Consider the following 25,577-nt stretch of genomic DNA (forward strand, 5'->3'; position numbering starts at 1 on the left):
GGAGTCTTCGCTATGTATATTATCTTGACGATGCTTTTATTAGGAATTTTATTAGGTTTTGTAGGAGCAGGCGGGGCAGGATTTGTCATCGCATTGCTTACGTTAATTTTTGATATCCCTATTCATACCGCACTCGGGACGTCATTAGCCGCTATGGCATTTACGACACTATCAGGTGCATACAGCCACTACCGGGAAGGGAACATTCAGCTGAAATCTGGTTTGATTGTCGGGGCACTTGCTTGTATCGCTTCTTTTGCTGGGGCTAAGGTTGCTCCTTTTATTCCAGAAGAGAGTCTGCACTATTTAACAGCAGGGATGCTTTTTTTATCCGCTGTTTTTATGATGATCAAACTATTTGTTCTTAATGAAGAGGCTGAGCAGCAGCCGCTTTCTTCTCGTCAGCTGATGACAAGAGGCATTATTTTAGGCCTTGTGTCTGGGATGCTGTCAGGCATGTTTGGTATCGGGTCTGCACCATTCATTCAAGTAGGACTTTTGATTTTACTGAAGCTGTCGATAAGGCAAGCCGTTGGCACGACCATGCTTGTCATTATTCCGATTTCCATCGGCGGTGGAATTGGATATATTTCAGAGGGCTATGTTGATTTTATCTTGCTGATCCAAATATTAATTGGCACCGTATTAGGCGCATTTATCGGCGCGAAATTCACACGCCTTGCACCGAAGCTCTTATTGAAATCAGCTGTTCTGTTAACACCTATTATTGCCGGATTACTGCTGTTATTTTAATTCTATCTAGGTCAAAAAAGCCGATAACATCATGTTATCGGCTTTTTGATTAGCGGATATATTGCGCTGGATTGACTGCATTTGATTTTGCGCCATTCCATAATCCTTTATGAATTTCAAAGTGAAGATGCTGACCATGCGATTGGCCGGTATTTCCCATATATCCAAGGAATTGTCCTTGTTCGACTCTCTGTCCAGTTGACACACTTCTTGTAGACAGGTGGGCGTATACAGTTTGATATGTCTGTCCATTGATATTGTGCGTAATGAACACAACATTTCCGTAGCTCGATGAGTAGCTGGAGTTCGTGACTGTTCCAGATGCTGCTGCATAGACAGGAACTGTGCCTTTTGCTGCAATATCTAATCCGAAGTGGTTTCCGCCAGAACGTCCGCCAAAGCCAGATGAGAAACGCCCTGCCGCTGGTTTAATAAAGCCTGAGCTGCTTGCTGGTGTATCAGATACTTGATCTGAGCCGCCGCTGTGAGATGCAGGTGCATTTTTTTCAGCTGCTTGTTTTGCTTTCTTCGCTTCTTCCTTTTGTCGGTGTGCTTCCTCAGATTTCACAGCCGCTTTTTGATTCGCTAGGATTTCTTGTTCATTCTCAAGCTTGCCTAGTTCATCATGTGCATGATTTTTTTTATCTGTCACATCACCTAAAATGTGTTCTTTTTCTTTGTGCTTCTTAGATAAATCTTTTTTCAGTGCTTCTAGCTCTTTCAGAGATGTTTCAAGTCCGCTTAGCTGATTATTTAGCTCTGCTTCTTTTTGCTCCACCAGCTTTAAGTCATTTTCATGTTCTGTAATCATGTCTTTGTCTGCTTCGACAATCGTTGTGACAGCCCCAACACGACCGACAAAATCACTAAAGCTGCGAGCACCTAGCAGCACATCTAAATAGTTGATCGTACCGCCGCTTTTTTGCATTGAACGAATTCGGTCTTTGAAAATGGCTTTTCTTTTTTCAATTCGCTCATTGATGACTTGAATGTCTTTTTTTAGCTTCTTGATCTCTTGCTTCGTTTTTTTAACTTCTTTCTCTTTTTCAGCGACTTTTTCAGTTGCAGTACTTACCTTTTGGTCAATTTGTTCAATTTCTTTCTTGAGCTTTGATTCTTTCTTTTCAAGCTTTGCCAGCTCTGACTTCTTCTTCTTCAAGCTTGATTCAGTCTTCGATGTTTTCTCTTCGATTTGTTGACGTTTTTGATCTAGGTCTTCGTATGCGAATGCACGATTCTCGTTCCCTGGAATGTATAGCCACGTTGTTCCAATAAACGCTGCCATTCCAGCCATCATCAGCTTTCTTTTCAAAACGATATTCCCCTCCCATGACAACTGTCGACATGAAGAGCCGACCGGATGAATCGGATCAACCGGTCACATCTTCTATAGAACCCTCGAATGCTGCCATCAAAATATATTTATACTTTTAAGAATTTACGGATAGACGTTAAGCTTCCCCATACACCAATGATTGCACCGATCACTAGCAGGACCAGTGATACTTGATAGACAAACGGATTGTATGGAAGCATTGAAATAAATGAGCCTTGTACTCTCGGTGCGACCCAGCCAACTGCATATTGATACGTGCCAAGCAATAGGGCAATTGGTATAATGGAACCAAATACACCAAGCAATAATCCTTCAATGAAGAATGGCCAGCGGATAAACCAGTTCGTTGCACCTACCAGCTTCATAATCTCAATTTCTTTACGTCTAGCAAAAATCGTAATTTTGATCGTATTGGAGATTAAGAACATAGCTGTAAATAACAGCCCAATAATGAGCACAATGCCGACATTACGCGCTACTCCAACTACATTGAAGAGTCGGCTGACCTCTTCTTTCCCATAGGTTACTTTATATGTACCCTTTAGGTTTTCTAATTTCTTCGCTACTTTTGGTGTATCGTGAGGATCTGTTGTTTTCACAATAAACGCATCGTTTAATGGATTTTCTTGATCAACAAGTCCCATGGATTGTCCATTTTCTCCAAAGCTTTTAATCAGCGCTTTCAGTTCGTCATCTTTAGATGAGTACTTCACATTACTGATTTCAGGAATCTTTTCAATTTCTGCTTTTAATTCATCCTGCTGCTTTTGATTCGCCGTTAATTCGATTAATACTTTTACTTCTACTTCTTTTTCAGCGTTCGATGCCATGTTATTCAAGTTGAGCATAATCACAAGGAAAACCCCAACTAAAATCAATGTGACAGTAACCGCACTAATTGATGCAAATGTCATCCACGTGTTTCTTCCAAGTGAACGGAAGCTCTCACGTAAATGCCGCGAGAGAGTTTTAATCATAAATTCCGTACTCCCCTCTTGCTTCGTCACGCACAATCATTCCATCTTCGATTGCGATGACGCGTTTCTTCATGGTGTTTACAATTTCTTTGTTGTGTGTCGCCATAACCACTGTTGTTCCGCGGTTATTAATCTCTTCGAGCGTCTTCATGATTTCCCAAGAAGTGTCTGGATCAAGGTTTCCTGTCGGCTCATCTGCAATGACGACCTCAGGGCTATTAACAATCGAGCGGGCGATAGACACACGCTGCTGTTCACCGCCGGACAGCTGGTCAGGAAATTGACGCGCTCTGTGCTTTAGCTGAACCAGATCGAGAACATCAAGCACTTTTTTCTTAATGATATGAGGCTGTTCACCAATCACTTCAAGAGCAAATGCTACGTTCTCAAACACAGTAAGAGTTGGGAGCAGCTTGAAATCTTGGAATACTACGCCAATTTCTCTTCTTACGTAAGGAATTTCTTTTTCCTTCATTGAGCCTAAATCTTTGTTATTAATTAAGATTTGCCCTTTGGTTGGCTTCTCTTCACGATACATCATTTTGATGAAAGTGGATTTACCAGCACCACTGGGACCAACAACATACACAAACTCTCCTGGATGGATAGAGACATTGATTCCATTGATCGCCTTTACGCCATTAGGATAGATCTTGTAGACTTCCTTCATTTGAATCATGTAATCACCTAATCTTTTCTTATTCGCTGACTAACAGCTTATCATGATGTTTTGACACTTCTCGTCAAAAAACGTTATGTATGGTCACGCACATACCCTTCGATACTTACTAACAATTTATGTCCTTTTCATCCAAAAAGATGAAAAAATTGAATCGTCTAAATTTCAACAACTCCAATTATACGTCATGAATCGACGCAATGGTATTACATTTATATTTCAAAACTTATAAATAAAAGGTAAATAGAACAATCAAAACCGAAAAACATGCCTTTATACCCTTATTTTTTAAATAAAATTTAATATAATGCGTTTTCATACTATCCAAAAGTCTTTTTCTACATATAAAAAAACAAAAAAACCTTGTCGATTAGACAAAGGTTTTATTTTTTCTCTGCAAGCCATTTTGCTACTTCTTTTGCCTGCTTCTCATCTACCATACCGCTTGGCATAGAGCCTTTACCGTTTTGCGCAATATCTGCGATTTGGCTTTCATTATATTTCTTCCCTACTTCCTTCAGGCTTGGACCGCCTCCGCCAGATAGGTCTTTCCCATGACAGCCGATACAGTTTTGCTGATAGATCTCCTCACCACTGCTCACAGATGATGCACTTTTGCTGCCTTCTTTGTCGCTGCTGCTTGAATTTCCTCCACAAGCCGCGAGAACAAGAAGCATCGCTGCAAATAGCATCGTTAATCCGCTTTTTTTCATCTATTTCCCTCCCTTACAATCATTTGGTCAACGCTATTATATCCTTGTTTATGCCCTTTTAAAACCCTCACCAAGCACCTCTTTTGCATCCATCACGATGACAAATGCTGATGCATCGATTGCTTTCACCACTTGTTTCAACTTTGTGAATTGTGACTGCCCAACGACACACATCAAAATTGGGCGGTCATGATCGGTATATCCTCCGACTGCTGAGATCTTCGTCACACCGCGGTCAATTTGATCAAAAACCGCCTGTCTGACCTCATCTTCATGCCCTGTAATGATCATTGCCATTTTTGAATGACTGAAGCCAGCCTGTACCACATCAATCGTTTTACTAGAAATAAACACACCAATGACCGCGTACAGCCCCTCTTCAATTCCAAAGACCGTCATCGCAGCCAGAACAATCAAGCCATCCATCATCGCTAAACAGGTGCCTAGCGTGAGTCCTGTGTACTTATTGATGATTTTGGCAGCGAGTGCTGTTCCACCCGTTGATCCATTCCCAAGGAACACGAGCCCTATTCCGATCCCAATGACCACACCGCCAAATATAGCCGCCAGCAGTGCTTCATGTGTGACAGGTGCAATATGTCTTGTGACAAACACCATGAAAGGTAAAAAAATCGAGCCAACGAGTGTTTTCACTCCAAATGTACCGCCTAATAAATAAAAGCCAGCGATAAACAGGGGAATATTAAGCCCCCATTGCACATACGCCGCTTCAAAGCCGAATGACTGCATAATGGTACTAATGCCGCTCACACCGCCTGCTGCAATCTGATTCGGTAATAATAACGTATTAAAACCAATCGCCACGATGGCAGATCCGATTAAAATGAACAAATAATTTTTCACTTCGATCCAAAATTGTGAATGTCCCTGCTTCATGTCTTTCTTCCTCCGTTACTTCTGAATGCACACCTATTTTAATCCCTCTTAAAACGATTGTAAATAACAGCCAAATGCAGTGCTAATGGATTAATACTTTATCACACAGACGGAATAGCGTACTTGCCGGTTGGCATAGGATGAATTGATGGTATATTTAATATGTACATGAGAAAGAAGGGGCATGCGATGAAGAAAATACTGAAGATAACAGGTATGACATTACTTGCACTGATCATCTTAGCTTTTGGTGCTTTCTATACATGGAGCCGCTTTACATATGGACCATCAGAAGCATTAAAAAAACAAGTGAACATGGAGCAAGTGGAACATAAAAACAATGTTTATACATTTGAAGCATCAAAAAGTGATACTGGCATCATTCTCTACCCTGGGGCAAAGGTGGAACCACTTGCGTATGCCTATATCGGGGATACGCTGATGAAAAAAGGCTACTCTGTCTTTATCCCTGACATGCCATTTTTCTTTGCGATCTTCAATCCAAACAAAGCGCAGGACATCATCAAAGATCACCAATCGATCAAACACTGGTATATTGGCGGACATTCACTTGGCGGGGCAGCTGCCGCTATGTTTGCAGAAAAAAATCAGAGCAAGCTCGATGGACTCTTTTTCCTAGCATCTTATCCAGCATCAGATGACCTGAAACAATCGTCACTAAAAATCCTCTCTATTTCAGGTGAAAAGGATGGGCTGGCAACACAAGAAAAAATCAAAAAATCGAAAGCAAATCTGCCGTCTCAAACCGTTTTTCATGAAATAAAAGGCGGAAATCATGCGCAGTTTGGCATGTATGGCAAACAAAAAGGGGATCAGCCAGCGGACATTCCAGCCCTGTCGCAGCAAAATGATCTCATCCAGACAATGCTTGACTGGCTTAAGCCAGCAAAAAAGCTCCCATAACGGGAGCTTCAGCGTGTAGACAAACCCTCGCATTCTTTGTCAGTCCTGCGCGTTGGTGCTCACGAATGTTCAATTCGCTCCGCGCCAATGCTCGTCCTTCCTAGACTTCAAAGGTTTTCTATCACGCTGAAAAGAAGACAAAGAGCTAAAATAAAGATCATTTTAGCCCTTTGTCAACAGTCTGAAAGCTCCCGTAATGGGAGCTTTTATTATTATCTTTTCGTCACTTCTAAAAATTCTTCAGCATCTGCTACAGCCAAACGAATGGCTTCTTCCCAAAATGCTTTTTGGGTAAGGTCAACGCCTAGATGCTTTTTAGCTAAATCTTCCACTGTCATTGAAGCAGTATCTTTTAATAATGCAATGTATTTCTCTTCAAACGATGTACCAGCCTGCAATGCTTTTGCATAAATTCCTAACGAGAACATGTATCCAAAGGTGTATGGGAAATTATAAAATGGAACATTCGTGATATGGAAATGCAGCTTAGACGCCCAGAAATGAGGATGGTATTCATCTAATGAGTCACCAAACGCTTCCTTCTGCGCTTCGACCATCAATTCATTCAATCGGTCAGCCGGCACTTCTCCTTTTTTACGCTCTTCATAAAAGCGCTGTTCAAATAAGAAACGAGATTGAATGTTCATGAAGAAAGCTACACTGCGCTGCAGCTTATCCTCTAACAGGCTGAGACGCTCCTCTTCATTTGCCGCTTCTTTTAATGAAGCATCAGCTACAATCATTTCTGCGAAGGTCGACGCTGTTTCAGCTACATTCATTGCGTATTTGCGATTCAGAATGCGAACATCCTGCATCACTTCCTGATGGAACGAATGACCAAGTTCATGCGCTAGTGTCGCCACATTGGATGGACTTCCTGAGAAAGTCATAAAAATACGTGATTCTCCGCTGTCAGGGAAATTTGTACAAAAGCCGCCTACCCGTTTGTTTGGACGGTCCTCAGCTTCTATCCAGCGTTCATTAAAGGCTTTTTCTGTAAAAGCAGCGAGCTCTTCTCCAAATCCAGCGAAATGTTTCACAATAAAAGCAGCTGCTTCTTGATAAGGATAGATTTTGGTCTCACTCCCGATAGGAGCCCCAACATCGAACCAGCTCAGCTTATCAACTCCAAGCATGTCAGCTTTTCGGTGTAAATAATCAATGAATGGCTGCTTATGTTCATCAATCACAGACCACATCGTATCAAGGGTTTCTTGTTTCATACGGCAAATTTCTAGCGGCTCTTTTAAAATGTGCTTCCAGCCTCTTGCTTCATACACTTGCAAACGAAAACCAGCAAGGTGATTAAGCGTACTAGCAAATAAATGTTCATCCTGCGTCCATGCATGCTCTAGGTTGTGGTAAACAGCCTTTCTGACTTCACGATCTGAATCATCCATCGCATTTTCCGCTTGGCCTACAGAGATCATCTGTGTTTCTCCATGCTGTTCAAAAGGAATGGTAATTTTATTCACTAAACTGGAATAAAGCTCATCCCACGCATGGTACCCATCTACAGCCAGCTTTTGAATCAGCGTTTCTTGTTCAACAGGTAATTGATCCTTCACACGGTCTCTCCGCTCATTTAATATGTAGCGGACATCTGAAAAGGCGGTTGAATTCATCAGTTCTTCCCACTTGTTTGCTGGGATAGCAGCAAGCGCTTGATCAAACAGTGCAAGGATGGTTCCTAAATCAGCTTCCAGCTTGGCAATCGTACCTCGAAGGCTTCCTGCTTTCATATCCTTCGTATTTTGAGCTTGGAGGCAGGTTACAAATGAACCTGCTTGAGATAATTTTTTATATGTAGTTTCATACGTGTCAAGGACAGACGTTAATTGGCTTTCAACGTGTGTATCTTCTTTTGAAAAGGCATTCACCTTTTGTCGTAATTCATCTAATAGCTGCTGAATATTTTGCAGGTATGTCTTAAATTCTGGTGAAGAACTACCTCCTTTAAAAAAGGCATCTAAATCCCACGTTTCTTGCAATGGTGTTAATCCCAAAATATTTCCCCCTTTATTTGCTAATTTCATCATACAAAGGATATAGAATCAGTATGTCGTATGTATTCCTTTATATTCATTATATTTTCTCACAATTAAAAAAACCCGGCAAGAAGCCGAGTTTTTATGATAATTTCGAACGCAGGTACGCATCGATAAATGAATCTAAATCTCCATCCATCACCGCTTGAACATTTCCCATCTCCGTATTGGTTCGATGGTCTTTCACAAGAGAATAAGGGTGGAATACATAAGAGCGGATCTGGCTTCCCCAGCCAATTTCTTTCTGCTCTCCTCTGATTTCGTCCAATTCTGCCTGCTGTTCTTCGATCCGTTTTTGATAAAGTTTCGATTTCAGCATTTTCATCGCACGTTCTCTGTTTTTAATTTGTGATCTTTCTGTTTGGCATGTCACGACGACATTCGTTGGAATATGTGTGATACGAACGGCAGAGTCCGTCGTATTGACGTGCTGCCCGCCAGCTCCACTTGCACGATACGTATCCACCTTAATATCCTCTGTCCGAATATCAATATCAATTTCTTCATTGAATTCCGGCATGACATCACAGGAAACGAAGGATGTATGTCGGCGGCCAGAAGAATCAAAAGGAGAAATACGGACCAAACGATGGACACCTTTTTCAGCTTTTAAGTAACCGTATGCGTTATGCCCTTTGATGAGCAAAGTCACAGACTTAATTCCTGCCTCATCACCTGGAAGGTAATCAAGCGTTTCGACCTTAAAGCCTCTGCGCTCTGCCCAGCGAGTGTACATTCGCAGAAGCATAGAACCCCAGTCCTGTGATTCAGTACCGCCTGCACCTGGGTGAAGCTCCAGAATGGCATTGTTTTTATCATAAGGTTCGCTTAAAAGAAGCTGCAGCTCAAATTCGTTAAACTGCTTCGTTAAGTTCTTCAGCTCTTTTTCAAGCTCTGCATGAAGCTCCTCGTCATAATCTTCCTTTAATAAGTCATGCGTCATTTGCAGCTCTTCATGCGATTCACTGAGCTCATGATAGGAATTCACAGAATCCTTCAGTGCATTGGCTTCATTGATAACGCCTTGAGCCTTTTGCTGATCATTCCAAAAATCAGCCTCTGACATCGTCGCTTCAAGCTCTGCGATTTTGGCCTCTTTTGTTTCTAAGTCAAAGAGACCCCCTAAAATCAGCTAGCCTGCTAGCCATATTTTCAAGCTCTTGTCTAATTTCTACTAATTCCATATCCTTCACCTCATAGATGTATGGGGGCTGACATGAATAGAAAGAGGTTTTCACCTCTTTCCATTACTTATTCTGTCTTCCCATGACAATTTTTATATTTCTTGCCGCTTCCGCAGTGACATGGGGAGTTTCGTCCAATGTCTACGACTTTACGTACCGGCTTCTTCTTCACTGTCTTCTCCTCATCGCCCTCTTGCGGCTGATGAGCCGTTGTTTGACCTTGAACCACTTCTTCACGTTCTAGGTTGTTTTGGATTTCTGATTTCAAGACATACTTGGCCACGTCATCTTCAATTGAAGCAACCATATGCTCAAACATCGCAAATCCTTCCATTTGGTATTCACGAAGCGGATTCGTTTGTGCGTACGCACGTAAATGAATACCTTGGCGCAGCTGATCCATTGCATCGATATGGTCCATCCACTTCGAATCCACCGCACGAAGAACGATGACTTTTTCAAATTCACGCATTTGTTCTTCGCCAAATGTTTCTTCTTTTGCATCGTATTTTTCTTTAATACGATCCATGATGAAGCTTGTGATTTCATCTGCTTCTTTACCGAAGATATCTTTGACCGTAATGGCACCTTCGTCTAAATAGTTCGTGTTGATTAATTCAACAAGACCATCTAGTTTCCATTCTTCAGGCAGCTCTTCTTTTGGCGTATAAGATCCCACAGCACGCTCAATTGAAGATTGGATCATATTAATGACAATTGATTTTAAGTTGTCAGAATCGATGACTTCAAAACGCTGTTTGTAGATTACTTCACGCTGTTGACGAAGCACATCGTCGTATTGCAGAAGCTGCTTACGGGAATCAAAGTTGTTCCCCTCTACACGTTTTTGAGATGATTCAACGGCTTTAGACACCATTTTACTTTGGATTGGTGTAGAGTCATCCATACCAAAGCGGTCAAGCATCGCCATCGTCCGCTCTGCACCAAATCGGCGCATCAATTCATCTTCCATGGAGAGATAGAATTGGGTAATCCCTGGGTCTCCTTGACGTCCAGAACGTCCGCGAAGCTGGTTATCAATACGACGGGATTCATGACGCTCTGTCCCGATAACAGCCAGACCTCCAAGTTCTTTTACACCTTCGCCAAGCTTGATGTCTGTACCACGTCCTGCCATGTTTGTTGCAATGGTCACAGCACCTTTTTGACCAGCCTCTTCAATAATTTGTGCTTCACGCTCATGGTTTTTTGCGTTTAACACTTGATGAGGAATGCCTTTATTTTTAAGCAGCTTAGAAATAAGCTCAGATGTCTCAACTGCTACTGTTCCGACAAGAACTGGCTGCCCTGTCATATAGCGCTGCGCAACATCCTCAGCCACTGCTTTAAATTTACCATCCATTGTGCGGTAAATTAAATCAGGTCTGTCATCACGAACCACTGGTTGGTTGGTCGGGATTGACACAACCTGCATGTTGTAAATGTTACGGAATTCTTCTTCTTCCGTTTTTGCTGTACCAGTCATACCAGATAATTTTTCATACATACGGAAGTAGTTCTGGAACGTAATTGTTGCTAGTGTCATGCTTTCGTTCTGCACTTCAAGACCTTCTTTTGCCTCGATGGCTTGATGCAGACCTTCACTATAACGGCGTCCTTTCATTAAACGTCCTGTGAAGGAGTCAACGATGACTACTTGGCCTTCTTCTACCACATAATCCACGTCTTTTTGCATCGCAACATGTGCCTTCAGCGCCTGAGCGATGTGATGGTTCAGCGCGACATGTTTGACATCAAACAGGTTTTCAATGCCGAATGCTTTTTCCGCCTTCGTCATTCCGCTTTCAGTCAGCTGCACACTTTTTGTTTTAATATCATACGTGAAATCATCTTCGATTTTTAATGTGCGGACAAATGCATTGGCTTGTACATAAAGCTTTGTTGATTTCGCAGCTTGTCCTGAAATAATAAGAGGTGTTCTCGCTTCATCAATTAAAATGGAGTCAACCTCATCGATCACGGCATAATGAAGCGGTCTCTGAACCATTTGCTCTTTGTAAAGCACCATGTTATCTCGTAAATAGTCAAAGCCGAGTTCATTGTTTGTTGAATACGTGATATCAGCGGCGTACGCTTCTCTTTTTTCATCTTTGTCTAAGCTGTTTAAGTTTAAGCCGACTGTTAAACCAAGAAACTCAAAAATTTTGCCCATTTCCTGCGCATCACGGCTTGCCAAGTATTCGTTGACTGTCACGATGTGGACGCCTTTTCCAGAAAGAGCATTTAAATAAACAGGCATTGTTGATGTCAATGTTTTACCTTCACCTGTTTTCATCTCAGCGATGTTACCTTCGTGAAGCGCGATGCCCCCCATGAGCTGCACCTTAAACGGGAACATTCCTGTTACGCGGCGGGATGCTTCGCGAACCGTTGCAAATGCTTCAACCAGTAGGTCATCCACGGATTGTCCTTTTTCAAGTTTTTCTTTAAATTCAATCGTTTTATTTCGTAAAGCCTCGTCAGATAATTTTTCAAAATCTTGAGCGAGAGCTTCGATTTCATTTGCCTTTTTTTCATATCGGCTGATCGTACGTTTCGTAGGATCAAACACTTTGTTTAAGATTCCAAGCATATAATAACGCTCCTCTATTTCATGCAATTTTTCGGCATGTCCAAAAGTTTGACAGGTCCATATTTACCTGCATTTATCATACCATACCTTCTTTCATTTCCAAAGAATTTGCCATAATTTCGCACAAAAAACCCGCCCCTAATGAAGGGAACGGGTTTACTTTATTTAGGTTGTTTTAAAATCAGCATCAACTGATATTTAAGCGTTTGGCTCAATGAGTCCATATTTACCGTCATTTCGGCGATAAACCACATTGGTCAAATTTGTCTCAGCATTTGTGAAAACGAAGAAACTATGACCTAACATGTTCATTTGGAGAATGGCCTCTTCACTATCCATCGGCTTTAAGTTGAAACGTTTTTGTCTGACGATTTCTGTTTCATCAATCTCTTCGTCATCTTGAACCGCTACTTCAGCCGTACCATTTCCTCCAGCAAATAAGTGCTTTTTGGCACCTTGCTCGCGGAATTTACGGTTTACTTTTGTTTTGTGCTTTCTAATTTGACGTTCTAATTTACTGGCTGCTAGGTCTACTGCATTGTACATATCCTCATTATGCACCTCAGCTCGAAGTGCTAGATCAGTCATTGGAATGGTAACCTCAACTTTAGATTCTTGATCGTTGTAAAACTTCAAGTTCACGTTGACTGAAGCATCTACATCTGTCTCAAAATAACGCTCCAGCTTTCCAATTTTTTTCTCGACATGATCTCTTAGTGCAGGTGTTACGTCGATGTTTTCTCCTCTGACATTGTAATTCATGTAAAGAACGCCTCCTTTAAAATTAAGGATATGTAAACCTATTTCTACTTTTCCCTCCTTTTCTCCTGCTCAAACGTAAAAAAAATGTGAATATTTATTGAAATTTGTCGAATTTTGCGGTGCTTCAACTGTTGCTTGATAGGTGATGAATATATATTCGGCTGATTCTTGAAAAAGACCAGCGCACATTAAATGGTAAAAGATGAAATCGATGTTTTCAGCGATTGAGATAAGGATTTTAAATCCTCCGCAGCGGCTTTCATCTCTTCATTGGCGGCTAATGATTCTTCAACAGCAGCAGACATGTACTCTGTTTCTTCTGAGTTTCGTTTCGCACCTTCTTCAATGACACCAACTGTTTGAGAAATTTCCTCTGTACTAGCAGAAATTTGTTCTGCAGTGGCTGACAGCTCTTCTGCTTTCATTGAAATATCACGAATAGATTCCAAGATTTCATGGAAGCTCTGTTCAGATAATTGTGATACTTTTACACCCTCTGCTACATCCCGCTCGACCTTCGTCATCGATTGTGATGACCTTTCTGTATCTTTGTTCACGTTTTCGAGTAATTGACTAATTTGGTCTGTCAACTGACTAGATTCTTCTGCCAGTTTCCTCACTTCATCTGCTACAACTGCAAAGCCTCTTCCATGTTCTCCCGCTCTTGCTGCTTCTATAGCTGCGTTTAAAGCAAGCAAATTCGTCTGGTCAGCAATGGCATGGATATGACCTAACAGATCTTGAATGCCTGTAAACTGCGCTTGCACATGGGCCATTGTGGAATGGTGTTCATTCACAGACTCTTTAATAGAACTCATTTGTTGCACAAATTGTTGAATAAGGGCGGCACCCTCTTCAGCCTTTTCAGTCACTGAAATTGAGTGACCCGAAACATCGGACGTGTGTACAGCTGCATTTTGCATGCCAGTCGACACTTCCTGAATGGCGGATGCCACTTTTCCGACCGCATCTGATTGTTCACGTGAAGCTTCACTGACCTGTTCAATCGAGCTGGATGTCTGCTCACTAGCAGATATCGTTTGACTGATGGTTTCCTCAAATTGAGCAGCAGAATCAGCAAGCTGTCTTGATCCGCTTTGCACCTGCAAAATAAGCTGACGCAAATGAGCCGTCATTTGATTAAAGGCTGTGCCGAGTTGACCAATCTCATTTTTAGAGGTCACTTCAATCTCTTCAAGGGTAAGATCACCATCTGCCATCCTTTTTGCGGCATTGGTGACAGAAACAATTGGTTTTGTCATGCGATGAACAAATCTGATCCCAATCACCAAAAGGCCAACAATAATCGCTGCACTGACCAAAATGAGTGTAAGCAATAATTGATTACTATCTTGATTGAGCTGATTGATTTTTTGATCACGTTGTTTTAGCTGATTTTGAGCGAATTCTTTTGTAAAGGTATGTATTTCTTGTTCGATAGGTTGTAATTCTTGACTGAGGCGGGTGTTGAATTCTTTTTGATTTTGCATATTTAATGAATTAAATAATCGATTTGTTGAGGTGTAGTAGAGATAATTTTTTTCTGAGATTTGATCTAATAGATTTTTTGCTTGTTTGACCGTACTCATTTTAGAAGCTTCTGCTGTTTTCTTATTAATATCTTCATATGTTTGCTCAATTTTCTGCAAATTTTCAGCATCTTGCACGACGACATATGTTTTAATCTGTGCTTCCTGCTTTTGCAGAAGGGTTTCTAATTCCAGCGATGTCTGATAAAGCTTCACTTCCTTGCTTAATAGCGCTTTATAGGATTGATCTGTTTTGTAATAGAGAAAGCTTGAGAATCCTAACATACTGACAAACAATACACATATGACAATAAGCCCAAATAAAAATTGATTTTTTAGTCTCATAATTTCCTCCGAATGGTCTGAATTGGACAAAAATTAATGAATGACATACGGCCTCATACAGGCATGTATTTCATCCATCCACTTTCTATATTCAGGTATAAAGTATGTTTTCAGGAATGATTGGAAGTGATTTGAAGGGAATGTATAGAAAGCTAGTACATCAAAACTTAAAAATATTTGATCAAACGAACGAATCGTTTTGGCAAAGTGTTCATTTTCAATAATTGAAAGCAGAAGAGGATGTGTTGTGTCTAAATGAAAGAAGGCATGGATCAGATCATTAAAGATCCGATCCCCTTCTGTTTTGTCAAAATCCTTCTCAATTTCATCTAAATAGTTTAGACTCTCTTCTATCGTGTATAGAAGTTCATAATATGTGGTTAATAAAATATAGTCATTTGAACGATACGCCACAGGTCTCACCTATTTATTTCCGTTTATCGTAGTATACGCCGTCACTTGTTATGGGCTGGTATGGATTTTGATAATTCAGCTGTTTTGTTTTCTTTTTTTGTATGGCTTGAATATCTGCCTTTATTCCATTTTGGATAACCGTTAATTGCTTCGCCATCTGTTGATCTGTTTGGATGATTTCGCGGATTTTCTCTTTTTCTTGATCCGTCAATTCATGCTGTATATCTCTCATTAATTCGTCTCTCTCAATTAAAAAGGCATCAAAGTCTTCAACAAGTGTCTCACTTTGCGGATTTTCCGCTATTTCGGCTGCCATTTTTAATGTTTGATCATGCAGCTGGTCCACAATACTCATAGAGAGCCCCCGATAGAGTGGTGACGGCCTTTTCGATCGGTTTGAATGACTTCCTTCCACGCATCACGAAAATCAGTTACGTACTCTTCTACTTCATTCAATATCTCTTCGTCATTTTGAAGATTGGCTTCTATCAGTCTGCGATAAATGTAATCATACATACTTGCCATACTCTTTGATACGTCATAGGAACGATTTAAGGTGACATTTAATTCTTGAATGATGTTTTGAGCCTTTTTCAGGTTCACATTTCTCGTTTCTGCATCCTCTTTTTGAATGGCATGCTTCGCTATTCTGATGAACTTTAAGCAGCCTTCATAAAGCATAAGCGTCAACTCGGCAGGTGTTGCGGTCTCAATAGAATTTTTCTGATAGGCGGCATAAGGGTTCTGTATTGCCATATGTTATAAACCTCCAATTATTGTCCAAGCAGTTGAGAAAGGTAGCCAGATTGGTTGTTTAGCTTTTGAATTGCACTATCCATGGCGTTAAACTTTTTGTAGTAACGGGCTTCAACCATTTTTAAACGATCTTGGAATGTACTCATTCGTTTTGTCAAAGAATCAAGGTCCTTACCAAGTCCGTATTCCTTTGATTCCATTGTTATGCTGCCAGCCTTTTTTTGAATGCTCTTCGAAAAGTCTGATAAGGAATTTTTGATACGATAGATGATGCCTTGTTCTTGATATTGCTGCTGCGCTTTGTCTTTATCCTTTGAATCCACATTTAAACTACCCGAGATGAACATTTGTCTGACCTTCTCCGGGTCTTCTTCAATGGCTTTTTTTAATTTCTCTACTCCATCACTATCCTTAATAAATTCAAGCTTCCCACCATCTTTATAGCTGGATGATGTCGAAATACCGATTTGTGTGAGTTGGATTTTATTCGCATCACTTGTCGTAATATTAGCATACAAATCACTTCTTATTTTAGAGGCACCAGATCGTAAAATGGAATCACTTCTCAGCAAGCCAGACTTCGCGGTCGTTTCCCATAGCTCTATTTCTTTTTCAGACATCGCTTTTTTCTCTTCAGCCGTTAATGGATGATAGTCTCTGTTTTTCTTTTCATTGACTTTTCCATTAATCTGCTCAACGAGTTCATTATATTTATCAACAAATTGTTTAATTTTATCATATATTGCATCCACATCTGTTGAAACGTTTAAGCTGACGGGCTTATCTGTCGTTGCTTTAAGCTCGTACGTAATATCAGCCTGCGTGAATGTATTGTTGTTATTTTCCATTTTCAGACCATTAATCTCGTATTGCGCCTTCTGTCCTTGAGTGGTCGCAACTAATTTGTTATCTCCATCTACTTGGAAGCCTAATTGCGTTAAAAATGAAGCCGAATTGCCATCAGCTGCTTTAATACTGACGCCTTCACCCGTTGTTCGAGAAGTAAGAGCGATGGTATCCACGTAGTTAGTGCCATCAGAGATTTGGCCTTTGTAAGCCGTCACACCTAATTGCGCGCTGTTCAGCTTTTTCACGATGTCATCAATTGTATCGGTATCAGAAGTATTGATTGTCACCGTTTTTGGTTTTGTCGAATCTGGTGTCGTCACTTCAAACGTAAACGTTCCGTTTGTTGGTGTAAATCCAGATGTACCAGAGGATTTGAAGACGGAAGCTGTCGCTAGCTGAGTGACATGAATAGAGCCAGAGGTCGCATTTGTTGATCCAGTTGCTGTGACAGCAGATTCATTAGAGCTTGTCACCTTTTTGGCGCCATATGTACTTGGACGCGTTAAGTTTAAACTGTTAATCAAATCATCTAATTCTTTAATTTTCGAGTTAACCTCGCGATAGCTGTCTCTTTGCCATTCAAGCGTTTGTTTCTGACGCGTCATTGTATCAAGTGGTGCTTGCTCCGTTTTCATCAGCTTTGATACGATTTCATCAATATCGAACACATTTGAAAATCCAGTAATACGATTGACCATTATTTATGTTCTCCCTTCATTTACATTCTTTTATCTACAAATAAACCGACAATTTCTGTCATTGCTGCATAGAAATCAAGCCATTCCTTGGAAGGAATTTCTCTAATGACTTCATCTGTTTGGTTATCTACGACTTTGACATAATATTCGTTGAGTTTTTCATGTAATTCAAATTGAAGATGAAATTGAGTAGGTTCAATCAGCTTGTTTGCCCCTTGAAGCGTTTTTTCAATTTCTTCTTTTGAAACAGCCCTGCCATTTGCTTGTGAGTCAGAGTTTACATTGTCATTCTGGTTATTAGAAACACGGGTTTGAAATGCATCGATAATTGGCTCTAGCGATGTCAACTTACCAACAGACATAGTTATTCAGCTCCTGTGCTTTAATCTATCTTTTATATCGGCTTTGAATTTGCAAATTAAATATAGATGGACCGATTTGTTAAAGTTTCCTATAGATCATGAACATCTGTATCGAAACGCTTTCACACGGAGAAGGACAGCTGAATGCGATAAAAAAATCCTCACTTTTTTTGTGAGGATAATTGAGAGAGGAGATCTAAGGATAAACTAGCAGCACGATTGTTCTCTTCTTGAATTGACAGGTACACTTCTTTCCTGTGAATATCGATGTGCTTAGGAGCCTCAATCCCGACTTTCACTTGATCGCCTTCGATTGAAATAATCTTGACTTCAATATCATCGCCTATTTGAATCGACTGGTTTAATTTACGAGACAGCACTAACATGAGGATGCCACCTCTAACAAATGTTTTGTATGATAGGCTGAATCATGCAAAATCACCTGCTTGGCTTTCATGTTTTTCCGGTTCACAATAATAGGCGCTCTTAAATTGGCTGTTGTTTTTTCAATAGATGATTCCATTGTTAAAATAACCATTACTTCCACATCATTGGCATCTTCTACTTCCAGAATGTCTACAACCGTTTCGTCTAAATCAAATTCGTATTGATTGAAGAATAAAAACGGGCTGCTGACGATAAAACCTAATGCCGAGTTATTTAATGATTGAAGAACTAAAAATGGAGACTCTTCTGATAAAGGCAAAATGACAAACTGTTTTTGATCCAGAAATCCTGGTATCCCGTTAGAGAAGTGAATGATTTGCTCCTCTTTGATTGTCACTTCACCATGGTATTTTGTTTGAATGATCATAATTCACGACCTTTTTCATTTTTCTTAATTATACCTTATCACCATTTTGGCCCGTTTCGTCAACTTCTATTTTTAATTCTGGGTATTGTAACATATCAATATTGACCTTACCTGGCTGGTAGTTAACGATTGGTTTATGAGGTGTGGCCTCTATGATAGCTTTTTGCGGCTCCACATCAATTTGAAGCTCAGAAGGCTGATAGTGAATTTTCACACTAAAGAATGAAGGTATCACACCAATGGTGAATTGTTTTGCTGGGGGACTGCCATTGATTTTGGCAAACTCAGCAATCGCATTCCCACCATTCTCGATCTTGATGAGTTCACTTCCTTCTTCCGCTCTTCGACCCATTCCTTCTCCAACAGCACGCTTCCCCTCAGCTGCCCATTCCTCAGAACGTCTAAAAATTGACTTGATGTCCATATCGGCAAATGCCTCGGTTTGATCAATGGTTAATTTCGACGGTGTCCTTTTGATATTCATGACAGCTCGTGGCTGCTGAATCTCAAGATCAGCTTGTGGCTGCTCTACTTCTTGCCGGGAAGGAGTTGTCGACATTTGAAGTTTTGCATAGGTTTGCTGCATTAACAATCTAGGGATTTGCATATGTTCACCTCCATGATGCAAAAAAGCACCCATCGGATGCTTTTTATTATCTTAAGAAATCTACAAGGGATGGCTGAATGACTTTCGCTGTTGTCGCTAAAGCAGCTCTATTCACCGTCTCTTGTTGAAGAAGATCAAGAATTGCCTTTTCACTTTCAACATCTTCATTATCTGATTTAGCATTTTTCAGTACTTGAAATTGTGAAGTCAAACGACTTCCTACTAAGTCAACACGATTCGAACGCGCTCCTAGGTCAGATCGCTCAGCACTCATTACTTCTTTAAACTGATCGATACTTCCTAATGCATCATCAGAATTCGCAAACGTTCCATTTTTCAATGAGTTTTCTAAATCAGTCAGCATTTCAATGACATTTTGACCGTTAGCCTGTCCGCCAAACGCTGAGATTGGATTTGAGTTTACATTTAAAGTGATACCATCAGAAATATTCGCTTGAACAGCATTCGCATCTGTATAATTTTCGAAGTTAAATGTATACGTTCCGTCTGCATTCTCAACAACTGGTTTAACATTTGTATTTGTCCCATTAAATACGAACTTACCTAGCATTTGAGTGTTCATTGCATCAATGATTTGATTCTTCATCTGGCCAATTTCCACTCCGATAGCTGCTAAATCTTCGGGCTGCTTTGTTCCATTTGCCGCATCAAGCACTTTATCTCGTATATTTGACATAATATCAATGATTTCAGTGACACTTGTTTCAGATGTATCAATCCAGTTTTGTGCTTCATTTAAGTTATTTTTATATTGTTCATTTCGGAACAAGGCAGTACTATATTGAAGGCTTTTTACTGCTGCAACAGGATCATCAGACGTTTTTGTAAAACGTTTGCCTGTTTGTGCCTGCTCATTAATTTTAGAAAGTTTTTCATAACTTTTACTAATATTTCGAAGTGAGTTTTGAGAAATCATCCCTTGTGTGACTCGCATCCGTTATCCCTACCTTCCTACGACACCCATGCCGTTTATGACCTTATCCAATACTTCATCTTGTAATGTCATAATTCTCGCAGCCGCATTATATGCATGCTGAAATTGGATCATATTCGTCATTTCTTCATCAATGGAGACAGCGCTAGTCGACATTCTACGTTCATTGGCTGAATTGACAAGAGCAGCTGAACTGCTTTCAAGCGTCATGTTCTTTTTCCCTTGTACCCCCATCTCAGCAATCACATTTTGGTAATAATCCTGAATTGTCGTTGTATTTCCGCCGATTGGTAACTTTAAGTCTTGTATATTAGCTAATTTCGTAGCATTGGAACCGTCACCTTGTGTTTGATTGAGAGATGCAGCAATATTATCTGTTGATGCTAAAATGACATCGCTCACTTTAATACGAGCTGCCAAACCTTTATTCAACTCATTGTTATTTTCGATATCAAAAAAGTCTTGTCCACTTGCACCATTTAACGTGTACCCCTGCTTATGTACATCGTTAAATGTATCCATGAATACTTTTGCTACTTCATCCAGCTCTGCAAGCATATCTGGATACATGCCTTTTTCAGCACCGTTTGACATGTAGCCATAAGCCTCAACAAGTGCTTTTACTTTACCGTTCACTTGTAATTGATCCGCTGCAATTGTTGTTGTTCCGAATTGAAGTGAGTTAACAAGTCCCGTTGTATTATCGTAAGAGATTTGCAGTTCAGACTTTTCGTTCGTAATACCATTCAAAATGTTTCCAGCAGATTGTCCATTTGCACCGATAATGTCGATGTTGACAGTTCCTTCAGCAATTTTGAGTGCATTACCGCCAGGTGGATTGTAGCTGACCTTAATATCAACAAGTGAGGATAATTGATCGACCAAAGTATCACGTGTATCATAAAGATCATTTGGAAGATATCCATTTGGCTCAACTGCTGCAATCTGTTTGTTCACTTCATCTATTTGAGATAAAAGAGTGTTTACATCTTTGGCTGTTGAATCGAGTTCCGTTTTTAAATTCTTTTGTATCGTTGTTAAAGAAGAATTGAGCAGACGGAATTGGTCAACTAAAGCCTGTGCACTTGTTTTAACAACTGTACGTGCAGAAGCCGTATCAGCATTTTTTGATTCCGATAAGACCTGTAATGATTTCCATAGATTATCAAAAGCTCTGTTCAAGCCCTCATCCGTCAAATCATTCATAACCCCTTCCATCTGTGAAAGGGCATCTGACTTCGTTGAGTAGTAAGATAAGTTATTATTATGATCTCTGTATTGTAGATCTAAAAAGCTGTCTCGAATTCTTTCAACGGTTCCAACTTGTACACCTGTCCCCATTTGGCCATACGTTTTGCCGTCATAAACAGAAATGACTGGATAAGGATTTTCTGCTTTAAAGGTCACTCTTTGTCTTGAGTAGCCCTCCGTATTTGCATTGGAGACGTTGTTTGATGTGACATAAAGCCCTGCACGCTGGGCTGTGATGCCTCTTTTTGCCGTTTCTAGTCCCATGAATGTAGAACCCATTGGTATCCTCCTTGTTTACGCCTTTGAATCAAACAAAGCCCTTTGCTGTTTAGGCTTTGAACTCTCAAGACCATTTTGTCCGTAATTCATATTTTCTTTATTAGGGTTAACGAGATCGAATGTCAGTGAAATAAATTGAAGTGACTGCTGAATAAGCTGCTTGTTCAGTTCATTTACATCTTTTAGTTCCACCATGATGTCATTTAGTTTCTCATATAATGAAATGAGCTCTTCTTGATCTGTACCTTCAGCCTTTTCGATACATGCAGTGATGGTTGGTGATTGATCACTTTGTAAAAATTGAACGGTCGCTTCAATTCGTTTTTCTTCTAATTGAGAAATGGCCTGAATATACTTTTGCTCTAAATTCAGAACCTCTGAAAGAGCATCAATCTCATTGCTTTTCAGCATTTCTGTTTTATCCTTAGACAACTTTAAAAGCTGTTCATGCAATCCATAGAGACGATGCAGTTCTTCAATAATTATTTTAACTGACATTCACGCTGCTCCCTTTTGTTATTGTTGTTTATAAAAATTCAGCATTTTATCTGCAATGCCTTTTGTATCTACTTGATATGTTCCGGCTTCAATGCTTTTTTTAATTTGGTCAATTTTATCTTGGCGTTCTCTCATAATATTCGGCACCTTTTGCATTTCGATTGCCTTTTTAGAAATTTCGACTTTATCAGTTGATTTAGCTTGATTCGATTGCAACGTTTGTTTCTCATATGTTTTCTTGTAAGGATTTACTGGTTGTGTTCCATATCGATTAATTTTCACGGGATTCCTCTCGCTTTCCGTTACAGTCTGTCTTGATTCTATCCATTTTATCGACCAAACTGCAACTTAGTTTAGGGAATCAGTCGTTTTTAGGATTAATGGCATAATAGGTGTCTTTTTTCCTAGATTCAATCTCCCTTTTACGCTCCTCTTCTTGGTTCATTTGGCTGATTTGTGAATGAATATCCTGTTCACATTGGCTGCATAGCTTGTTTTTCCTGATCGCTTTGCCACATCTTTCACAAGGATAATTAATATTTGGAAATTGACTAATTTGCAGTCTTTTCAAACGAATAAATTTCAAGATTAATTCTTCATCAACGTCTGTTGCTTCTACTATTTCAGCAATAGTTGATTGTCTATTACTTTGTTTTCTCAAGAATTTATATACGATATCAAAAGAACGTTCTTCTTCTTCAAAGCATTTATTACAAACCGTTTGGATGGTGGTTTTTAAAAATAGCTGATTACATTGTGGACAGTTTGCCAATTGATTCATAACCAAAACCCCTTACGTTATTATCTTTTCTTATTATCGGTTAATTATCATGATTTTTAACTACGTATCAACGTAAAAGAAGAAACACTTTTAGCACCTGCGTCTTTCAAAATTCTTGCCGCATCATAGATGGTTGCTCCCGTTGTATAGATATCATCAACTAATATAATATCCCTTTGAACAATCGCATCTGTTTGCTTGATTTGAAACAATCCTTTTTGATCTAGGCGTTCATTTTTCTTTTTTTTAGACTGCTTACTTTGATGTATTTTCACGAGTGGCTGCAATATTGGCTTATCTAGCAAAGAAGCGATTATCACGGACTGATTAAATCCTCTTTCTTTTAGTCTTTCATGACTTAAAGGGATCGGTATCAGCAATGGGTCTTTTATGCAGAAGGAATGTTTAAATGCTGCTTGTACATCTTTTTTAAACAGCTCAGCTAAAGCCGTATCACCCCGAAATTTAAAGCGGGCAAGGACATCTTTCATCAAATCATTGTAAGTATAAACTGACCTATTTTTTACAAGGACTTTAGTAGAATCAGAGCGTTCATTCCAACTATTACAGTCCTGGCATAATTGGTCATTTGACTGCGCCCTTCCGCATGTTGGACAAATAGGACGATCAATCTTTACTAAGTGATTCTTACATGCTACACAAAGACGATCATCATTTAATAGTAGGAATGATTTCCATGTAAAAGCAGGCACAAAATGTCCCTCGCAAATTTGACAAATCAATTGGTTTCCTTGTTCAGCAGCAGACGATTTTCACACCTTGGAAATGCGGAAACCTTGGAAGCTGCTTCTGTCAGAATGACCAGCATCGCAGTATTCTTCTGTTTATCCACCATCTCAGATTTACTGTAAGATATTTTATCGATATCTGTTATATATTGTGGTTTCACTTGATTCAGTGAAATCGCTAATACATCTTCCATACACTTTTCACAATGACAAATCATGTTTAATTGGTTGAGATATTGATTGAGAATTTCCTTGAGTAGTATTTCTTTTGCATTGAGTAGCATATTTGTCTCTCCTGCCATTTGTGTATTGTGAATATAATGTACCATGATTTAGTTGAACCCACACTGTTTTTCAGAAAACTCTTTTGCAGCCGTATCATTCATTTTTACGATATGCTTCTTTGCTTGTTTCATACTTCTCGTTAAACCAAAATGAAAAAGGAAAACATCTCCTGTACAATAATCCGGATGTCTGCCTACCCGTCCAGAAATCTGAACAAGTGCACTCTCTGTAAAAATAGTAGATTCCGAACCTAGTACCCCCACTTGAACATTTGGAATGGTTACGCCTCTTTCTAGAATAGTGGTTGTAACTAGTACATCGTATACGTAATCTCTAAAGTGCTGAACCTTTTGTTTCCTATCCGGATCATCGGCAGATACTCCCTCCACGTTTAAGGATTGTTCTCGTAGAATCTTCGTTACCTTCTTCATGACAGCAATTGAAGGAACAAAAAGTAATATTCTTCTCTTATTTGCAATATGTCGCTGCATCCAATTCATCACTTTAGGGGGCAGCTGGTTCTTTTTTAATTTCTTTTTCCAATGTCCGATCCAATGAAAGGTCGGTACGGGTAATGGGTGCTTGTGAAAACGCAAAGGAATTTTTATCGCTTCCAGTTTTCCGCGAGAAACCTCTCTCGTCATTTTTTTAGAGGGTGTCGCACTTAAATAAATCCTAACCCCTCCGTTCTTTCTCATCGCCTTTAGAACAGCAAATTGGAGTCGCTCATCCATTGAATAAGGGAAGGCATCGACTTCATCTACAATGAGCACATCAAAAGCATTTTTGTATCTCATCAGCTGGTGGGTTGTGGTGATCACAAGCGGTGCTATTTGAAACCTTTGAGAACTGCCTCCATAAAGTACGGTAATTATCACCCCTTGAAATGCTTTTCTAAGCCGCGGTTCGAGTTCAAGCACAACATCTGTTCTAGGAGTCGCAATACAGACACTCATTCCTTGATTTAATGCATATTCGATTCCATGAAAAAGCACTTCCGTTTTCCCTGCTCCGCAAACCGCCCAAACAAGTAGATCAAATTTGTTTTTAATAGCTTCAATCATTCTTTCTGACGCTCTTTTTTGTCCTTTAGACAGCTCTCCCTGCCATGTTAATTCGGCTCGACCTGTTTCTACCATTTGTGGACCTGTCCATTCATAAAGAAACCCACATTCTGCTGCTTTTCCCATCATGATGCATGATCTACAGTACACACAATCCTTTTGACACACTTCACATGGAGAATGAGCGAAATACCGCTTGTGTGATACACCGCACCGGCAGCATGTAAAACCATTTGCTTTCCTCTCAATGGCTGGAGACCGATTGACTAAGCCCTTCTCCTCCAGCCAATCTAAATTGGACTGTGGGCACTTTGTTTCAACGGTGAGCAGATGGCGTGAATGCAGCTGCCCCATTAGTTCCATTGCTTTGTCCATATTCAACATTACCAAACACCTTTCAATTGATGTTTGGCCATTATGCGCAAAGACAGGACCTTTCGTCCAACAGGTAAAATCAAAAAACAAAACCTCTTTT

28 protein-coding genes are annotated in these 25,577 nt (G+C 40.0%); 2 read left to right on the top strand and 26 right to left on the bottom strand.

Annotated elements, in window-relative coordinates; genetic code table 11:
- The first annotated feature begins 12 nt into the window (after nucleotides 1-12).
- A complete protein-coding gene (locus NSS65_RS16820) occupies nucleotides 13-753 on the top strand; it encodes a sulfite exporter TauE/SafE family protein (RefSeq protein WP_024423598.1) in 741 nt (246 codons plus the stop codon).
- Nucleotides 754-802: 49 nt separating this feature from the next.
- On the opposite strand, the gene NSS65_RS16825 is transcribed toward NSS65_RS16820, so the two are convergent.
- From NSS65_RS16825 to NSS65_RS16845, 5 genes are all read right to left on the bottom strand, one after another.
- Nucleotides 803-2,065, bottom strand: a complete 1,263-nt coding sequence (locus NSS65_RS16825; protein ID WP_034281077.1) for a M23 family metallopeptidase — start codon at nucleotides 2,063-2,065, stop codon at nucleotides 803-805.
- 110 nt (nucleotides 2,066-2,175) lie between these two features.
- Nucleotides 2,176-3,066, bottom strand: coding sequence for a permease-like cell division protein FtsX (gene ftsX / locus NSS65_RS16830; RefSeq protein WP_034281079.1), 891 nt, complete (start codon nucleotides 3,064-3,066; stop codon nucleotides 2,176-2,178).
- Nucleotides 3,059-3,745 (bottom strand): cell division ATP-binding protein FtsE, encoded by a 687-nt coding sequence (gene ftsE / locus NSS65_RS16835; RefSeq protein WP_024423601.1) that lies wholly within the window; start codon nucleotides 3,743-3,745, stop codon nucleotides 3,059-3,061. Before ftsE ends, ftsX begins: the two co-directional genes overlap by 8 nt.
- Before the next feature lie 383 nt (nucleotides 3,746-4,128).
- Complete coding sequence (cccB, locus tag NSS65_RS16840) at nucleotides 4,129-4,458, bottom strand: cytochrome c551 (RefSeq protein ID WP_024423602.1); 330 nt, start codon at nucleotides 4,456-4,458, stop codon at nucleotides 4,129-4,131.
- A gap of 48 nt (nucleotides 4,459-4,506) precedes the next feature.
- Nucleotides 4,507-5,355, bottom strand: a complete 849-nt coding sequence (locus NSS65_RS16845) for a YitT family protein (protein WP_024426245.1) — start codon at nucleotides 5,353-5,355, stop codon at nucleotides 4,507-4,509.
- A 189-nt stretch (nucleotides 5,356-5,544) separates the two neighbouring features.
- Here NSS65_RS16845 and NSS65_RS16850 point away from each other — a divergent pair, with 189 nt between their 5' ends.
- On the top strand, nucleotides 5,545-6,279 hold the full coding sequence (locus NSS65_RS16850) for an alpha/beta family hydrolase (protein WP_065214822.1): 735 nt from the start codon (nucleotides 5,545-5,547) through the stop codon (nucleotides 6,277-6,279).
- 212 nt (nucleotides 6,280-6,491) lie between these two features.
- Here NSS65_RS16850 and NSS65_RS16855 read toward each other — a convergent pair whose 3' ends face one another.
- The 21 genes from NSS65_RS16855 to NSS65_RS16955 all read right to left on the bottom strand — a co-directional run bounded on the left by NSS65_RS16855 (nucleotide 6,492) and on the right by NSS65_RS16955 (nucleotide 25,486).
- Nucleotides 6,492-8,285 carry a M3 family oligoendopeptidase gene (locus NSS65_RS16855; RefSeq protein ID WP_326135256.1) on the bottom strand — a complete coding sequence of 598 codons (1,794 nt, stop codon included), beginning with the start codon at nucleotides 8,283-8,285 and terminating at the stop codon, nucleotides 6,492-6,494.
- A gap of 124 nt (nucleotides 8,286-8,409) precedes the next feature.
- Nucleotides 8,410-9,511 (bottom strand): peptide chain release factor 2 gene (gene prfB / locus NSS65_RS16860; protein ID WP_098677688.1). Its coding sequence is split into 2 segments (ribosomal slippage): nucleotides 8,410-9,438 and nucleotides 9,440-9,511, totalling 1,101 coding nucleotides; the frame shifts between segments, so codons are not numbered across the junction.
- Nucleotides 9,512-9,578: 67 nt separating this feature from the next.
- Nucleotides 9,579-12,104: a preprotein translocase subunit SecA gene (gene secA / locus NSS65_RS16865; protein WP_024423607.1), complete on the bottom strand. Its 2,526-nt coding sequence runs from the start codon at nucleotides 12,102-12,104 to the stop codon at nucleotides 9,579-9,581.
- Between the two features lie 198 nt (nucleotides 12,105-12,302).
- A complete protein-coding gene (gene raiA / locus NSS65_RS16870) occupies nucleotides 12,303-12,866 on the bottom strand; it encodes a ribosome-associated translation inhibitor RaiA (RefSeq protein WP_024423608.1) in 564 nt (187 codons plus the stop codon).
- Between the two features lie 188 nt (nucleotides 12,867-13,054).
- A complete protein-coding gene (locus NSS65_RS16875) occupies nucleotides 13,055-14,740 on the bottom strand; it encodes a methyl-accepting chemotaxis protein (protein WP_326135255.1) in 1,686 nt (561 codons plus the stop codon).
- A 33-nt stretch (nucleotides 14,741-14,773) separates the two neighbouring features.
- Entirely contained in the window at nucleotides 14,774-15,154 is a 381-nt protein-coding gene (locus tag NSS65_RS16880; protein ID WP_041115576.1) for a hypothetical protein, read from the bottom strand.
- Between the two features lie 13 nt (nucleotides 15,155-15,167).
- The gene (gene fliT, locus NSS65_RS16885; protein WP_041115575.1) at nucleotides 15,168-15,509 is read right to left on the bottom strand and encodes a flagella biosynthesis regulatory protein FliT; all 342 of its coding nucleotides are present in this window, start codon (nucleotides 15,507-15,509) and stop codon (nucleotides 15,168-15,170) included.
- The gene (gene fliS / locus NSS65_RS16890) at nucleotides 15,506-15,910 is read right to left on the bottom strand and encodes a flagellar export chaperone FliS (protein ID WP_041115574.1); all 405 of its coding nucleotides are present in this window, start codon (nucleotides 15,908-15,910) and stop codon (nucleotides 15,506-15,508) included. Before fliS ends, fliT begins: the two co-directional genes overlap by 4 nt.
- Nucleotides 15,911-15,927: 17 nt before the next feature.
- Nucleotides 15,928-17,457, bottom strand: coding sequence for a flagellar hook-associated protein 2 (locus NSS65_RS16895; protein ID WP_034281091.1), 1,530 nt, complete (start codon nucleotides 17,455-17,457; stop codon nucleotides 15,928-15,930).
- Nucleotides 17,458-17,477: 20 nt separating this feature from the next.
- Entirely contained in the window at nucleotides 17,478-17,819 is a 342-nt protein-coding gene (flaG, locus tag NSS65_RS16900) for a flagellar protein FlaG (protein ID WP_034281093.1), read from the bottom strand.
- Between the two features lie 161 nt (nucleotides 17,820-17,980).
- Nucleotides 17,981-18,205: a carbon storage regulator CsrA gene (gene csrA, locus NSS65_RS16905; RefSeq protein WP_008360181.1), complete on the bottom strand. Its 225-nt coding sequence runs from the start codon at nucleotides 18,203-18,205 to the stop codon at nucleotides 17,981-17,983.
- Nucleotides 18,199-18,633, bottom strand: a complete 435-nt coding sequence (gene fliW / locus NSS65_RS16910) for a flagellar assembly protein FliW (RefSeq protein WP_024423615.1) — start codon at nucleotides 18,631-18,633, stop codon at nucleotides 18,199-18,201. The genes csrA and fliW overlap by 7 nt, the downstream gene beginning before the upstream one ends.
- 28 nt (nucleotides 18,634-18,661) lie before the next feature.
- The gene (locus tag NSS65_RS16915; RefSeq protein WP_024426253.1) at nucleotides 18,662-19,240 is read right to left on the bottom strand and encodes a DUF6470 family protein; all 579 of its coding nucleotides are present in this window, start codon (nucleotides 19,238-19,240) and stop codon (nucleotides 18,662-18,664) included.
- Between the two features lie 46 nt (nucleotides 19,241-19,286).
- The gene (flgL, locus tag NSS65_RS16920) at nucleotides 19,287-20,195 is read right to left on the bottom strand and encodes a flagellar hook-associated protein FlgL (protein WP_034281095.1); all 909 of its coding nucleotides are present in this window, start codon (nucleotides 20,193-20,195) and stop codon (nucleotides 19,287-19,289) included.
- A gap of 9 nt (nucleotides 20,196-20,204) precedes the next feature.
- Nucleotides 20,205-21,725 carry a flagellar hook-associated protein FlgK gene (flgK, locus tag NSS65_RS16925; RefSeq protein ID WP_024423618.1) on the bottom strand — a complete coding sequence of 507 codons (1,521 nt, stop codon included), beginning with the start codon at nucleotides 21,723-21,725 and terminating at the stop codon, nucleotides 20,205-20,207.
- A gap of 15 nt (nucleotides 21,726-21,740) precedes the next feature.
- Entirely contained in the window at nucleotides 21,741-22,223 is a 483-nt protein-coding gene (locus NSS65_RS16930; protein WP_024423619.1) for a flagellar protein FlgN, read from the bottom strand.
- 18 nt (nucleotides 22,224-22,241) lie between these two features.
- Nucleotides 22,242-22,505 carry a flagellar biosynthesis anti-sigma factor FlgM gene (gene flgM / locus NSS65_RS16935; protein ID WP_024423620.1) on the bottom strand — a complete coding sequence of 88 codons (264 nt, stop codon included), beginning with the start codon at nucleotides 22,503-22,505 and terminating at the stop codon, nucleotides 22,242-22,244.
- Nucleotides 22,506-22,584: 79 nt separating this feature from the next.
- Nucleotides 22,585-23,004, bottom strand: a complete 420-nt coding sequence (locus tag NSS65_RS16940; RefSeq protein WP_034281098.1) for a TIGR03826 family flagellar region protein — start codon at nucleotides 23,002-23,004, stop codon at nucleotides 22,585-22,587.
- Nucleotides 23,005-23,060: 56 nt separating this feature from the next.
- On the bottom strand, nucleotides 23,061-23,717 hold the full coding sequence (locus tag NSS65_RS16945) for a ComF family protein (RefSeq protein WP_260983460.1): 657 nt from the start codon (nucleotides 23,715-23,717) through the stop codon (nucleotides 23,061-23,063).
- Between the two features lie 26 nt (nucleotides 23,718-23,743).
- Complete coding sequence (locus NSS65_RS16950) at nucleotides 23,744-24,037, bottom strand: competence protein ComFB (RefSeq protein WP_024423623.1); 294 nt, start codon at nucleotides 24,035-24,037, stop codon at nucleotides 23,744-23,746.
- Nucleotides 24,038-24,085: 48 nt separating this feature from the next.
- Nucleotides 24,086-25,486, bottom strand: a complete 1,401-nt coding sequence (locus NSS65_RS16955; RefSeq protein ID WP_309300290.1) for a DEAD/DEAH box helicase — start codon at nucleotides 25,484-25,486, stop codon at nucleotides 24,086-24,088.
- Between the last annotated feature and the right edge of the window lie 91 nt (nucleotides 25,487-25,577).

It is taken from the genome of Bacillus sp. FSL K6-1006 (genome assembly GCF_038593175.1).
Taxonomy (GTDB): domain Bacteria; phylum Bacillota; class Bacilli; order Bacillales; family Bacillaceae; genus Bacillus; species Bacillus safensis.

What these genes read in the sequence shown, in the direction of transcription:
- secA (WP_024423607.1), bottom strand. Translation starts at nt 12,104, where the DNA reads ATGCTTGGAATCTTAAACAAAGTGTTTGATCCTACGAAACGTACGATC.
- NSS65_RS16930 (WP_024423619.1), bottom strand. Translation starts at nt 22,223, where the DNA reads ATGTCAGTTAAAATAATTATTGAAGAACTGCATCGTCTCTATGGATTG.
- fliT (WP_041115575.1), bottom strand. Translation starts at nt 15,509, where the DNA reads ATGAGTATTGTGGACCAGCTGCATGATCAAACATTAAAAATGGCAGCC.
- flgK (WP_024423618.1), bottom strand. Translation starts at nt 21,725, where the DNA reads ATGGGTTCTACATTCATGGGACTAGAAACGGCAAAAAGAGGCATCACA.
- NSS65_RS16940 (WP_034281098.1), bottom strand. Translation starts at nt 23,004, where the DNA reads ATGAATCAATTGGCAAACTGTCCACAATGTAATCAGCTATTTTTAAAA.
- NSS65_RS16820 (WP_024423598.1), top strand. Translation starts at nt 13, where the DNA reads ATGTATATTATCTTGACGATGCTTTTATTAGGAATTTTATTAGGTTTT.
- flaG (WP_034281093.1), bottom strand. Translation starts at nt 17,819, where the DNA reads ATGTCTGTTGGTAAGTTGACATCGCTAGAGCCAATTATCGATGCATTT.
- NSS65_RS16875 (WP_326135255.1), bottom strand. Translation starts at nt 14,740, where the DNA reads ATGAGACTAAAAAATCAATTTTTATTTGGGCTTATTGTCATATGTGTA.
- ftsE (WP_024423601.1), bottom strand. Translation starts at nt 3,745, where the DNA reads ATGATTCAAATGAAGGAAGTCTACAAGATCTATCCTAATGGCGTAAAG.
- NSS65_RS16845 (WP_024426245.1), bottom strand. Translation starts at nt 5,355, where the DNA reads ATGAAGCAGGGACATTCACAATTTTGGATCGAAGTGAAAAATTATTTG.
- ftsX (WP_034281079.1), bottom strand. Translation starts at nt 3,066, where the DNA reads ATGATTAAAACTCTCTCGCGGCATTTACGTGAGAGCTTCCGTTCACTT.
- NSS65_RS16850 (WP_065214822.1), top strand. Translation starts at nt 5,545, where the DNA reads ATGAAGAAAATACTGAAGATAACAGGTATGACATTACTTGCACTGATC.
- cccB (WP_024423602.1), bottom strand. Translation starts at nt 4,458, where the DNA reads ATGAAAAAAAGCGGATTAACGATGCTATTTGCAGCGATGCTTCTTGTT.
- NSS65_RS16950 (WP_024423623.1), bottom strand. Translation starts at nt 24,037, where the DNA reads ATGCTACTCAATGCAAAAGAAATACTACTCAAGGAAATTCTCAATCAA.
- raiA (WP_024423608.1), bottom strand. Translation starts at nt 12,866, where the DNA reads ATGAATTACAATGTCAGAGGAGAAAACATCGACGTAACACCTGCACTA.
- fliS (WP_041115574.1), bottom strand. Translation starts at nt 15,910, where the DNA reads ATGGCAATACAGAACCCTTATGCCGCCTATCAGAAAAATTCTATTGAG.
- fliW (WP_024423615.1), bottom strand. Translation starts at nt 18,633, where the DNA reads ATGATCATTCAAACAAAATACCATGGTGAAGTGACAATCAAAGAGGAG.
- NSS65_RS16895 (WP_034281091.1), bottom strand. Translation starts at nt 17,457, where the DNA reads ATGGTCAATCGTATTACTGGATTTTCAAATGTGTTCGATATTGATGAA.
- flgL (WP_034281095.1), bottom strand. Translation starts at nt 20,195, where the DNA reads ATGCGAGTCACACAAGGGATGATTTCTCAAAACTCACTTCGAAATATT.
- NSS65_RS16955 (WP_309300290.1), bottom strand. Translation starts at nt 25,486, where the DNA reads ATGTTGAATATGGACAAAGCAATGGAACTAATGGGGCAGCTGCATTCA.
- csrA (WP_008360181.1), bottom strand. Translation starts at nt 18,205, where the DNA reads ATGTTAGTGCTGTCTCGTAAATTAAACCAGTCGATTCAAATAGGCGAT.
- NSS65_RS16915 (WP_024426253.1), bottom strand. Translation starts at nt 19,240, where the DNA reads ATGCAAATCCCTAGATTGTTAATGCAGCAAACCTATGCAAAACTTCAA.